Source organism: Mycobacterium triplex (assembly GCF_000689255.1).
In the GTDB taxonomy this organism is placed as follows: Bacteria; Actinomycetota; Actinomycetes; order Mycobacteriales; family Mycobacteriaceae; genus Mycobacterium; species Mycobacterium triplex.
The window spans coordinates 3,879,215-3,890,985 of sequence record NZ_HG964446.1 but is presented as its reverse complement, the minus strand read 5'-3'; the positions used below and the strand labels follow the sequence as shown (position 1 = coordinate 3,890,985).

Below are 11,771 nucleotides of genomic sequence, written 5' to 3'. Positions count from 1 at the left end.
CACCGCCGCTTCACACGGGAAAAACCAATTGGTACGCGCATATACAATCGGCGCATGACGAGCGGCCTTCTCGAGTTCACCGTCGAACGCGCGTCCAATCCCGCTAGCGACGCCGAACGTGACTCCATCCTGGCCGACCCCGGATTCGGGACGTTCTTCACCGACCACATGGTGTCGGTCGACTACGACGAGGGCCAGGGCTGGCACGACGCGCGGGTTATCCCATACGGCCCGATCCAGCTGGACCCGTCGGCGATCGTGCTGCACTACGCGCAAGAGGTGTTCGAGGGCCTCAAGGCGTACCGCTGGGCCGACGGCTCGATCGTGTCATTTCGCCCGGACGCCAACGCCGCCCGGATGCGCGCGTCGGCCCGGCGGATCGCGATCCCCGAGCTGCCCGACGGGCTTTTCCTCGAATCCCTGCGCCAGCTCGTCGCGGTCGACAACGCATGGGTGCCCAAGGCCGGCGGCGAAGAGGCGCTGTATCTGCGGCCGTTCATCTTCGCGACCGAGCCCGGACTGGGCGTACGGCCGGCCAAGCACTACCGCTACCTGCTGATCGGTTCGCCGGCCGGCGCGTATTTCCGCAACGGCATCAACCCCGTCGACGTCTGGGTGTCAACGGATTACGTGCGGGCCTGCCCGGGCGGTACCGGTGCGGCCAAGTTCGGCGGCAACTACGCCGCGTCGCTGGTGGCTCAGGCCGAGGCCGCGGAAAACGGTTGCGACCAAGTGGTTTGGCTCGATGCCGTCGAGCGTCGGTTCGTCGAAGAGATGGGCGGCATGAACCTGTTCTTCGTGCTGGGCAGCGGCGGCACCTCGCGGCTGGTCACCCCGGAGCTGTCCGGCTCGCTGCTGCCGGGCATAACGCGGGACTCGTTGCTGCAGTTGGCACTTGACGCTGGGTTCACGGTCGAAGAGCGCAAGATCGATATCGACGAGTGGCAGAAGAAGGCGGCCGCGGGGGAGATCACCGAGGTATTCGCCTGCGGCACTGCGGCCGTCATCACGCCGGTCGGGCGGGTGAAGTACGCCGATGCCGAGTTCACCATCGCCGACGGTCAACCGGGTGAAGTGACGATGGCCCTGCGCGACACGCTGACCCGCATTCAGCGGGGGACTTTCGCCGATACGCACGGCTGGATGACGCGCCTCGGCTAGCGGCCCCTTGCCTCACCGAGCGCGTCTGCCTCGCCGAGCGCGTTTGTCTGCCGGGCGCCTTCTGCCTCGCCGAGCGCCCGGTCAGCCGGGCATTCAGGCGTGAGCGCCCCCCTGGCCGGGCGTTCGGCGCAAGAGCACTAGCTCGAGCGTGAAGCTGGTTTCACGCTCGGCGCAAGAGAACGGCCGACGGGCCGGCTAGCAGCGGATCAGCGCCGCGAGCGTCACCGCGCTGACCGTCGTGGTCAGTTCGATCGCGGCGCCCAGCACGTCGCCGTTGATGCCGCCGAAGCGGCGCACGCAATGCCGCACCAGCACGCCGCCGCAGCACAACGCCAACACCACCGCGGCGGGCCCCTGCCACGGTCGTGGGCCCGCCACCACCGAGACCCCAAGCAGCACCACGACCCAACCGGCGACGACGGGCAGCGGCTGCGTGCCCGCGACGTGCACGCCCAGGGCGCTGCCGTCGGCCGCGGGCACCGAGCGACGGCAGGCCAGCACGGCGCTCACCCGGCCGGCGGTCACCGCCACGAGGATCGCGGAAAGCCCGTGCGGCCACGTCGACCCGAGCGCGGAAAATGCCAAGCCCTGCAACACGATCACCAGCACGACGGCCGCGACACCGAACGGCCCCGTCGACCCGTCGCGCATCACGGCCAGGGCGCGCGGCGGCGGCCCGTAGCAGCCCAGGCCGTCGGCCGTATCGGCGACGCCGTCGATGTGCAGCCCGCGGGTCGCGAGCAAAAGTGCTGTCACCGCAAGCAATCCCGGCAGCGGACTGGAGGCACCGAAAGCCAGCGAGCCGCCCCAGACGATGCCCGCGGCCAGCGCTCCGAGGGTCGCCCCGACCACCGGCAGCGCGGTCATGGCGCCGCGGCTCATCGTGCCGGAAGCCGGTACAGGCAAGACCGTTCCGAACGCGAAAGCCGTTGCCAGCGAACGAATCACGGGGACGTTACTGTCTCGCCGGGTCGGTCGGAGACGCCGGCCTCGGTGAACGTCGCCATCGACGACAGCGTGGCCACCGCAGCGCGCAGCACCGGCAGCGCCAGCGCCGCGCCGCTGCCCTCGCCCAACCGCATCCCCAGGTCCAGGATCGGGTCCAAGTCGAGTGCGGTCAGGGCCAGCGCATGCCCCGGTTCGGTGGATCGGTGACCGGCCTGCCACCACTGCCGCGCGCCCGGTGCCAGCCGTTCGGCGACCAGGGCGGCGGCCGTTACCGCCATGCCGTCAAGCAGCAGCGGGGTGCGTCGCACCGCGGCTTGGGCGCAAAAGCCCGCCATCGCAGCCAGATCCGCGCCGCCGCACGAGCGCAGCAGCGCGACGGGGTCCGGCAGCACCGGCTTCGACCGGAACAACGCGTCGCGGACCGCGGCCGTCTTGCGGGCCCAGCCGGCGTCGTCGATGCCGGACCCGAAGCCGACCACCGCGACCGGCTCGGCGTTAGTCAGCGCCGCGACCAGCACCGCCGCCGCGGTGGTGTTCCCGATGCCCATGTCGCCGGCGATCAGCAGGTCGGCGCCCGCGTCGACCTCTTCGTCGGCGATGCGCTGGCCCGCCGCGATCGCGCCGGCGGTCTCCTCGTCGGTCAAAGCGTCCCGTACGGCGATATCGCCGCTGGCCCGTCGCACCTTGTGCGCGCCGATCTGCTCCGAGAGCGGCTCGGCGTCCACCGCGAGGTCGGCGACGCGCACGGTCGCGTCGGCGATCGCGGCCAGCGTGTTGATCGCCGCGCCGCCGGCGTCGATGTTGGCGACCATCTGGGCGGTCACCTCCGGCGGGTACGCCGACACCCCGGACCGGGCGACGCCGTGGTCGCCGGCGAACACCACCACCCGGGCACGCTCGAATTGGGTTGGCGGGCAATGCCCTTGGCATGACGCGATCCAGACGGACAGGTCTTCGAGACGGCCCAGGGCGCCGCGCGGCTTGGTCAGGGTGTCCTGGCGCTTGCGGGCAGCGGCCGCGGCGGCGGCGTCGGGCGGGGAGATCGGCGCGAATGCCATCATGCCCCTGGCGGTTTGATCGAGAGCGGCTGACCGGCGACCACCAACACCACCCGCTCGCACAGGGCCGCGACGCGCTGGTTGAGGGCGCCCAGCTCGTCGGCAAACCGGCGCCCGGATGCGGTGGCGGGCACCACGGTCAACCCGACCTCGGGACTGACGAGCACCAGCGTGGCCTCGAACGCACCGACCGCGCCGAGCATCTCCTCGACGGGAGCGGCCACCGACCCGGTCTCCCAGGCCCGGTGGCGATCCAGGGTGCCGGTCAGCCAGCTGCCGAGGTCGTCGACGAGGGTCGGGGTGTCCGGTGACCGCCGCAATTCGGTTGTGATGCACTGGGTTTCGACTGTCGACCAGTGCGCGGGCCGACGGACGCGGTGTTTGGCAATCCGCTGTGCCCAGTCCTCGTCGGCCTGGTCGCCGCGCCCGGAAGCCAGGTAGCGGACCGGCTGCCCGGGTGGCAGCGACGCGGCGATGGCCTGCTCGGCCCACTCGGATTTGCCCGACCTGATCCCGCCGAGCACCAGCGTGCGCACCGGGTTCAGCAGGCTTTCCGGCAACGGTTATGCGACATTGCTGCCGCGCTCGACTTGAGGCCGGGGGGCCCGCATCCGGCGCATCTGCGAAGCCCGGCCGGCAGCGTAAAGGCCCAACTTCCATCGGCTTTCGGTGTTGCTCGGGAACTTCGCGTCGACCAGCCTGCTGACCTTGCGGCCCAGGATCAGGGCGTCGATGCCCATGATCGCGGTGATCACCAGCATCGCGGGCGAGATGTAGATCTGCAGCTGCGGAGCGCCGAACATGATGAACAGCAGCGCCAGTGTCGAGGGCATGAACAGGCCGAGCACGTTGCGTCGGGAATCCACCACGTCGCGCACGTAACGGCGGATCGGACCCTGGTCGCGCGGCAGCAGGTACGCCTCTTCGCCGGCCATCATGCGTTCGCGGCGATCCGTCATCCGGGCCCGGCTGGCGGTGCGCTCGGCCTTGCGCTCCTCGCGGCTGAGTTTGGGTCCGGCCAGCGATTTGCGGCGGGCCCGCGCCTCGGCGGCGGTCTTGGGAGCCGGCGCGACGGGGCCCTTCTTGGCATTTCGCCGGGCGGCTTCGCGCTTGGGCGTGGGCCGGCCCTTGGGGCCGGTCCTGGCCGACCCGCGAGACGCCGTGTCGAGGACGGCGTCGGGTTCGGCGGGCGCCACCAGACCGTCTTCGCCGACCTCTGCTTGGGTTTTCTTACGGCCCAACAACTTCACAACCGCCAGGTTACTTCGCGGCCGGCCCCGTTCGGTGAATGGGCCCGTCAGGCATCGCGATAGCTCTGCGGCCGCGCGATAGTTGGACCTACCCTTAACGGTGATGAACGGCTACGGGTGATGGATGACGGCTCGATGGCCTCGGATGATGTTGCCAATGGTGTTTCTCCGGGTCGTTTGCAACTGCCGGCTATGCGGGTATTGGTGGCCCCGGATTGCTACGGCGACAGCCTTTCGGCGCTAGAAGCTGCCGCCGCCATCGCGACCGGATGGACCCGCTCTCGCCCCGGCGACCAGTTCATCGTCGCCCCGCAGTCCGACGGCGGCCCGGGGTTCATCGAGGTGCTGGCCAATCGGATAGGGCAGAAGCGGCACATCGAGGTCATCGGGCCGCTGGACGCCATGGTGGATGCCGAGTGGGTCTGGGATCCGGAGACGGCGACCGCCTACCTGGAGATCGCGCAGGCCTGCGGCCTGGCACTGCTGGGCCGGCCGGCCGACTCGGAGACCGCGCTGACGGCGCACAGCAGGGGAGTCGGCCAGCTGATCGCCGAGGCGCTTCGGGTCGGAGCCAAGCGGATCGTGGTGGGCCTGGGCGGCAGCGCGTGCACCGACGGCGGGCAAGGCATGATCGCCGAGCTGGGCGGCCTGGAAGTCGCTCGGCACCAACTGGCCGATGTCGAGCTGATCGCCGCCTCGGACACCGAGTATCCGCTGGTGGGCCCCTGGGGCGCGGCCCGCGTGTTCGGCCCGCAGAAGGGCGCCGACACCGCCACCGTCGCGGCGCTGGAAGTCCGTCTCGAGGCGTGGGCGCTGCACCTGGAGGCCGTGGCCGGGCGCGACGTCAGCTCCGAGCCGGGGGCCGGGGCGGCCGGCGGTATCGGGGCGGGCCTACTGGCGCTCGGCGGCCGCTGCGAGTCCGGCGCCGCGATCATTGCCGAGCACACCCATTTGGCCGACGACCTCGATATCGCCGAGCTGATCGTCACCGGCGAAGGCAAGTTCGACGAGCAGTCGCTGCACGGGAAGGTGGTCGGCTCGCTGGCGGCGGCCGCCGGCCCGCTGGGAATTCCGGTGATTGTGCTGGCCGGGCAGGTCGGACTGGAGAAAACCGCGGTGCGAACGGCGGGCATCATGTCCGCGCTGTCGATGGCCGAGTACGCGGGCTCGGTGGGCTTGGCGCTGGCCGACGCGGCAAACCAGCTGATGGGATTAGCGTCACAGGTGGCGGCGCGACTCGGGAATAGCGGTCCTGCGAGGTACCGTTGAGGCATTGGGTTTTACCCGAGTGGTTCGGGTGCCCGGGCACCTACCCAACAACAGGCATGTAGGAGAAGCAATGACGGTGCAGAACGAGTCGACCGCCAAGACCCATGGCGTAATCCTGACCGAGGCCGCCGCCACCAAGGCGAAGTCCCTGCTGGACCAGGAGGGACGCGACGACCTGGCGCTGCGCATCGCGGTTCAGCCGGGCGGATGCGCCGGCCTGCGCTACAACCTGTTCTTCGACGACCGTTCGCTGGACGGCGACCTGACCGCCGACTTCGGTGGTGTGACGCTGACGGTGGACCGGATGAGCGCGCCCTACGTGGAAGGCGCGTCGATCGACTTCGTGGACACCATCGAGAAGCAGGGCTTCACCATCGACAACCCGAACGCCACGGGATCGTGCGCCTGCGGGGACTCCTTCAACTGAGCCGGACGGGCTAGTACGAGCCCCCGGTACGCAGCACATACGAGCACACCAGCACGTTGCCGCGCTGGAACAACAGCTGCGCGACGCCCTGGACCTGGCCGCGCATCGGGCCGCCGGCGGCAGGCGACACCTGCATCGTGAACAGCGCCTGAGCCTGGTATTGCGACAGGTACACGATCTTGTCGATCGAGGTCACCTGGACCCGCGAGAACTGCTTGCGGAACGCGTCGCTGCTCAGCTTGGCCAGCGCCTGGTCCGACCGGCGATCACGCACCCCGTCGTAGAGCCCGCATAGCGCGTTGCGGGCGATCTCGTCGGTGTTGCGGTTCCCCAGCGCGTCCAGGTAGCCCTGGATCGCCGTTTTGGCCGAGGCCTCGGAGAACGCGGCCCCGGTGTTGGCGCCGTTGGTGCGGACGCCGTACACGATCGCCGCCGTCATCGCCGCGACCAGCGCAACCGCCGCCAGTACCCCGATAATCAGCCGTCGCGTGGAGCGCCGTTTCGGATAGTCCGGTGGCGGCGCGGGCGGGCCGGGGTAGGGGCCGGGCGGCGGTTCGCCGGGTCCGGCGGCCGGGAACGGGGCCTCGCCGACCGGAGGGTCGTGCGGAAAGTCGACCGGCTCGGTGTAGGGCACGGGTCCGTCGCCGCCGACAGCGTGATTCGGCGAGTGCGGACCGCCCATTGTGGTTCTCCTAGTTGGTAGACACCGACCACGAGCGGGTACCGCCCGAGTATTCGGTCCCGGCGACTTGAGTGAGTTCCCTAGGGAGGCTAGCGCACACCCGTTCGCCGACTGCGGACGCTGGCGGTGTCTGCCGGGGGGGCGAAACGCGTGGGTAGGCTGGACGCGCTTACCGATGAAGGGTGGAATTTTCGTGACGATCGCGGTGACCGGTTCGATAGCGACCGACAATCTGATGCGTTTTCCCGGCCGGTTCTCCGAGCATCTGCTGGCCGAGCATCTGCAGAAGGTATCGCTCAGCTTCCTGGTCGACGACCTGGTGATCCATCGGGGCGGCGTGGCGGGCAACATCGCCTTCGCCATCGGTGTGCTCGGCGGCGACGTCGCTCTGGTCGGCGCGGCCGGCGACGACTTCGGCGAATACCGCGAATGGCTGGAGCGCCACGGCGTCAACTGTGAGAACGTGCTGATCTCCAAGACCGCGCACACCGCGCGGTTCACCTGCACCACCGACGAGGACATGGCCCAGATCGCGTCGTTCTACCCGGGTGCGATGTCGGAGGCCCGCAACATCAAGCTCGCCGACGTCGTCTCGTCGGTGGGCAAGCCGGATCTGGTGATCATCGGCGCCAACGACCCCGACGCGATGGTGGTGCACACCGAGGAGTGCCGCAAGCTCGGCCTGGACTTCGCCGCCGACCCGTCCCAGCAGCTGCCGCGGCTGTCCGGGGAAGAGATCGACAGGCTGATCGACGGCGCCGCCTACCTGTTCACCAACGACTACGAGTGGGAGCTACTGCTCAACAAGACCGGCTGGTCGGAGAACGATGTGCTGGAGAAGGTCGGTCTGCGGGTCACCACGCTGGGTGCCAAGGGCGTCGACATCGTCGACAAAGACGGCACCACCACGCACGTCGGCGTGGTGCCGGAGAACAGCCAGACCGACCCGACCGGCGTCGGTGACGCGTTCCGGGCCGGCTTCCTGACCGGGCGCACCGCCGGGCTGAGCCTCGAGCGCTCGGCCCAGCTGGGCTCGCTGGTGGCCGTGCTGGTGCTCGAGTCGACCGGCACCCAGGAGTGGACGTGGGATCACGAGGTTGCCAAGACGCGGCTGGCGGGCGCTTACGGCGACGAGGCGGCCGCCGAGATCGCCGCGGTGCTGGCCTAAGCCGCTCGGGCCTCATTCAGTGTGAACTCACGGCTTTGGGTGTGCGCTGAGGGCGGCCGGTGTGCGCTGGCGGTGGCGACACGCCGGGCGGTCGCGCCCAGGGGTCACACCCAAAGCCGTGAGTTCACACCGAACGCCGAGCCCGCGCGCTAGAGCTGGACCGGATATACCGGCTCGCTGATTTGGGGCACCACGGTGTGCTCGACGAAGATCGCGTGCCAGAGCATGAAGATCAGCACCGTCCACAGCCGGCGGCTGTGATCGCTGACGCCGTTGCGATGCTCATCGAGCATCCGGCGCACGGCGGCGGTGTCGACCAGGTGCCCGGCCTGCGAGGCGTCCGCCGTCGCGTAGGCCCACTCCAGCAGCTCGCCGGCGCGCAGCCAATGCCGGATCGGCACCGGGAACCCCAGCTTGGGCCGGTGCAGCACGTGGGCGGGGACGATGGGTTCCAGCGCCCGCCGCAGCGCGTACTTCGTCGTCGTGCGGGTGATCTTCGCCTCGACGGGTAGCCGGGACGCGACGGCGAACACCTCGGGGTCCAGGAACGGCACCCGAAGCTCCAGCGAGTTGGCCATCGTCATCTTGTCGGCCTTGACCAGAATGTCGCCGCGCAGCCAGGTGAACAGGTCGACATGCTGCATGCGCGCCACCGGGTCCCAGCCCGCCGATTCGGCGTACACCGGGGCCGTCACGTCGGTGTGCGTCCACTGTTCGCGGAACCCGGGCAACACGTCGCGCAGCTGGGCGTCCGAGAAGCTGCGGGCATTGCCGTAGTAGCGCTCCTCGAGCGTCAACGAACCGCGATGCAGCAGACTCTTGCCGCGCATGCCGTCGGGCAGCGGCTTGGAGACCCGGCCCATCGAACGCCGCAGCGGCCGCGGCAGATAGTCAAAGGGCTTCAGCGACAACGGTTCTCGGTAGATCGTGTAGCCGCCGAACAGCTCGTCGGCGCCCTCGCCGGAGAGCACCACCTTGACGTGCTTGCGGGCCTCGCGGGCGACGAAGAACAGCGGGACCAGTGCCGGGTCGGCGACCGGTTCGTCGAGGTACCAGACGATCTCGGGCAGGGCGGCGACGAACTCGCCCGCGCTGACCACCTTGGCGATGTGGCGGGCGCCGATCGCTTCGGCCGAGGCCACCGCGACGTCGATCTCGGAGAATCCCTCGCGCTCGAAGCCGGTGGTGAACGTGATCAGCCGGGGGTTGTGCCGGATGGCCAGCGCCGCGATCGCGGTGGAGTCGATGCCGCCGGACAGGAACGCCCCGACGGTGACGTCGGCTCGCATGTGCTTGGCCACCGAATCCTCGAGCACCGCGGTGATCTCGTCGTAGCGGGCCTGCTCGGTGTCGCGGGTCAACGGCACCGCGGCGAAGCGCGGCGCGAAGTAGCGGGTGACCCGCGGCGCTGACCCGGGCCGGATCCGGGCGTAGCAGCCCGATTCGAGCCGGCGCACCCCGCGGTGCAGCGTCTCGGGCTCGGGCACGTACTGCAGCACGGTGTAGTGCTGGACGGCTCGGGTGTCGATCGCGGTGTCGAACCCCACCAATTCGACGAGATCCAGCAGACATTTCTTCTCGCTGGCCACCGCCGTGCCGCCGGCGCCGGTCGCCATGAACAGCGGCTTGATGCCGAAAGGGTCACGGGCACAGAACAATTCGCGGGTCACGGTGTCCCAGAGGGCGAACGCGAACATGCCGCGCAGCCGGGTCAGCACCTCGGAGCCCCAGTGGTGGTAGCCGGCGACGATCGCCTCGCCGTCCCCGTCGGTGGCGAACGCGGCGCCGTGCCGGGCGGTCAGCTCGTCGCGCAGCTCGAGGTAGTTGTAGATCTCGCCGTTGAACACCAAAACGTAACGGTCGGGCGCGTCGGGCGGCCCCCAGCGCAGCGGCTGATGCGAATGCTCGATGTCGATGATCGACAGCCGGTTGAAACCGAACACGACCGACCCGTCGGCGCCGGGATCCGTCCAGGTGCCCGGCTCGTCGGGGCCGCGGTGGCGCATCAGGTGCGACGAGCGGGCGATGGCGCTGTCGGCTCGGGCCGCGGCGGCCGCGTGATCGGAGCCGGTCGCATCCAGGCCGGCCGGGTCCGCGACGAACGCCAGCAGTCCACACACGGCCACCAATATGCCGTACTTCGGCGATGGTTGGGGACACCGCACCGGGCCGGTCGCGACGACGCGGCGCCCGACCGGTCGGGGTTTAGTCGCCGGGCCGAGCGGCGTGGTCTACGCTGCGTAGTATTCGACGTTCGAGCAGGAGGCGCCAACGTGACACCCGGCGGGCAGTTCCGTTCGCAGCGTTTGTCGCAGGGCATATTTCAGCGCCGTTCGCCAGACGCACCCAGGGGTCTTTCCCGTCGACTTCGACCGCTGGCGCTGGCCGCGACGCTGGGCTTGCTGGCACTGACCCTCAGCGGATGCAGCTGGCAGACGGTGTTTGCTCTGGGCTGGCCCGAGGGCATCACCCCGCAGGCCCACCTGAACCGGGAGCTGTGGATCGGCGCGGTGATCGCTTCGCTGGTCGTCGGGGTCATCGTGTGGGGACTGATCTTCTGGTCGGCGGCTTTCCACCGCAAGAGGGCGACGGACACCGAGCTGCCCCGGCAGTTCGGCTACAACATGCCGCTCGAGCTGGTGCTCACGGTGACGCCGTTCCTGATCATCTCGGTGCTGTTCTACTTCACGGTCGTGGTGCAGGAGAAGATGCTGCATCTGGACAAGAACCCCGAAGTTGTGATCGACGTCACGGCCTTCCAGTGGAACTGGAAGTTCGGCTATCAGAGCGTCAACTTCAAGGACGGCACGCTCAGCTACGACGGCGCCGACGAGGCCCGCAAGAAGGCGATGGTCTCCAAGCCCGAGGGCAAGGACGAGCACGGCGAGGAGCGCGTCGGGCCGGTGCGCGGCCTGAACACCGAGGACCGGACCTACCTGAACTTCGACAAGGTCGAAACCCTTGGGACCCCTCAGGAAATTCCGGTGCTGGTGCTGCCGGCCGGCAAGCGCATCGAATTCGTATTGAACTCAGCCGATGTCATCCACGCTTTCTGGGTGCCGGAATTCCTCTTCAAGCGCGACGTGATGGCCTACCCGAAGCAGAACAACTCGGTGAACGTGTTCCAGGTCGAAGAGATCACCAAGACCGGGGCCTTCGTCGGGCATTGCGCCGAGATGTGCGGCACGTATCACTCGATGATGAACTTCGAGGTCCGAGTCGTCGAGCCCAATGACTTCAAGGCTTATCTGCAGCAGCGGATCGACGGAAAGACGAATGCCCAAGCGTTGCAGGCGATCGCCCAGTCACCGGTGGCGGTGACCACTCATCCGTTCGACACCCGCCGCGGCGAACTGACCCAACCAGTAGGTTAGGACACGCAATGCATATCGAAGCGAGGCTGTTCGAATTCATCGCCGCGTTCTTCGTCGTCACCGCGGTGCTCTACGGGGTGCTGACCGCGATGTTCGCCACCGGTGGTGAAGAGTGGGCGGGCACCACCGCGCTGGCGCTGACCGGCGGTCTGGCGTTGATCACGGCCACCTTCTTCCGGTTCGTGGCCCGTCGCCTCGATACCCGGCCCGAGGACTACGAGGGCGCCGAAATCAGCGACGGTGCAGGAGAATTGGGATTCTTCGCCCCGCACAGCTGGTGGCCGTTGATGCTCGCGCTGTCCGGCTCGGTCGCCGCGGTGGGCATCGCGCTGTGGCTGCCGTGGCTGATCGTCGCCGGCGTCGCGTTCATCCTTGCTTCGGCCGCCGGATTGGTCTTCGAGTACTACGTAGGCCCCGAGAAGCACTGATTTGCA

General features: G+C 69.0%; 12 protein-coding genes. 6 read left to right on the top strand and 6 right to left on the bottom strand.

Going from position 1 to position 11,771, the window contains the following annotated elements; all coding sequences use genetic code 11:
• Positions 1-54 precede the first annotated feature (54 nt).
• Positions 55-1,161, top strand: a complete 1,107-nt coding sequence (locus tag BN973_RS18065; RefSeq protein ID WP_036469876.1) for a branched-chain amino acid aminotransferase — start codon at positions 55-57, stop codon at positions 1,159-1,161.
• A 195-nt stretch (positions 1,162-1,356) separates the two neighbouring features.
• Here the strand turns inward: BN973_RS18065 and BN973_RS18060 are convergent, their stop codons facing one another.
• The 4 genes from BN973_RS18060 to BN973_RS18045 are packed head-to-tail and all read right to left on the bottom strand — an operon-like array spanning position 1,357 to position 4,366.
• Complete coding sequence (locus tag BN973_RS18060; protein ID WP_036469875.1) at positions 1,357-2,109, bottom strand: adenosylcobinamide-GDP ribazoletransferase; 753 nt, start codon at positions 2,107-2,109, stop codon at positions 1,357-1,359.
• On the bottom strand, positions 2,106-3,170 hold the full coding sequence (gene cobT, locus BN973_RS18055; RefSeq protein ID WP_139830112.1) for a nicotinate-nucleotide--dimethylbenzimidazole phosphoribosyltransferase: 1,065 nt from the start codon (positions 3,168-3,170) through the stop codon (positions 2,106-2,108). Before cobT ends, BN973_RS18060 begins: the two co-directional genes overlap by 4 nt.
• Positions 3,167-3,703 (bottom strand): bifunctional adenosylcobinamide kinase/adenosylcobinamide-phosphate guanylyltransferase, encoded by a 537-nt coding sequence (locus tag BN973_RS18050; RefSeq protein ID WP_036472648.1) that lies wholly within the window; start codon positions 3,701-3,703, stop codon positions 3,167-3,169. The genes cobT and BN973_RS18050 overlap by 4 nt, the downstream gene beginning before the upstream one ends.
• A gap of 27 nt (positions 3,704-3,730) precedes the next feature.
• Positions 3,731-4,366: a DUF3043 domain-containing protein gene (locus tag BN973_RS18045; RefSeq protein WP_232232215.1), complete on the bottom strand. Its 636-nt coding sequence runs from the start codon at positions 4,364-4,366 to the stop codon at positions 3,731-3,733.
• 243 nt (positions 4,367-4,609) lie between these two features.
• On the opposite strand from BN973_RS18045, the gene BN973_RS18040 reads away from it, so the two are divergent.
• Together BN973_RS18040 and BN973_RS18035 are read left to right on the top strand one after the other, a co-directional pair.
• Positions 4,610-5,686 carry a glycerate kinase family protein gene (locus tag BN973_RS18040; RefSeq protein WP_036469872.1) on the top strand — a complete coding sequence of 359 codons (1,077 nt, stop codon included), beginning with the start codon at positions 4,610-4,612 and terminating at the stop codon, positions 5,684-5,686.
• A gap of 70 nt (positions 5,687-5,756) precedes the next feature.
• Positions 5,757-6,113: a HesB/IscA family protein gene (locus tag BN973_RS18035; protein ID WP_025735110.1), complete on the top strand. Its 357-nt coding sequence runs from the start codon at positions 5,757-5,759 to the stop codon at positions 6,111-6,113.
• A 10-nt stretch (positions 6,114-6,123) separates the two neighbouring features.
• Here the strand turns inward: BN973_RS18035 and BN973_RS18030 are convergent, their stop codons facing one another.
• A complete protein-coding gene (locus BN973_RS18030) occupies positions 6,124-6,795 on the bottom strand; it encodes an Rv0361 family membrane protein (RefSeq protein ID WP_036469871.1) in 672 nt (223 codons plus the stop codon).
• Between the two features lie 193 nt (positions 6,796-6,988).
• On the opposite strand from BN973_RS18030, the gene BN973_RS18025 reads away from it, so the two are divergent.
• Entirely contained in the window at positions 6,989-7,963 is a 975-nt protein-coding gene (locus BN973_RS18025) for a carbohydrate kinase family protein (protein ID WP_036472647.1), read from the top strand.
• A gap of 149 nt (positions 7,964-8,112) precedes the next feature.
• On the opposite strand, the gene asnB is transcribed toward BN973_RS18025, so the two are convergent.
• On the bottom strand, positions 8,113-10,083 hold the full coding sequence (asnB, locus tag BN973_RS18020) for an asparagine synthase (glutamine-hydrolyzing) (RefSeq protein ID WP_036472645.1): 1,971 nt from the start codon (positions 10,081-10,083) through the stop codon (positions 8,113-8,115).
• A gap of 153 nt (positions 10,084-10,236) precedes the next feature.
• Between asnB and ctaC the strand changes: the two genes are divergently transcribed.
• Both ctaC and BN973_RS18010 read left to right on the top strand, forming a co-directional pair.
• Positions 10,237-11,337, top strand: coding sequence for an aa3-type cytochrome oxidase subunit II (gene ctaC / locus BN973_RS18015; protein ID WP_084163446.1), 1,101 nt, complete (start codon positions 10,237-10,239; stop codon positions 11,335-11,337).
• Positions 11,338-11,345: 8 nt separating this feature from the next.
• The gene (locus tag BN973_RS18010; RefSeq protein WP_036469870.1) at positions 11,346-11,765 is read left to right on the top strand and encodes a cytochrome c oxidase subunit 4; all 420 of its coding nucleotides are present in this window, start codon (positions 11,346-11,348) and stop codon (positions 11,763-11,765) included.
• The last annotated feature ends 6 nt before the right edge of the window (positions 11,766-11,771 follow it).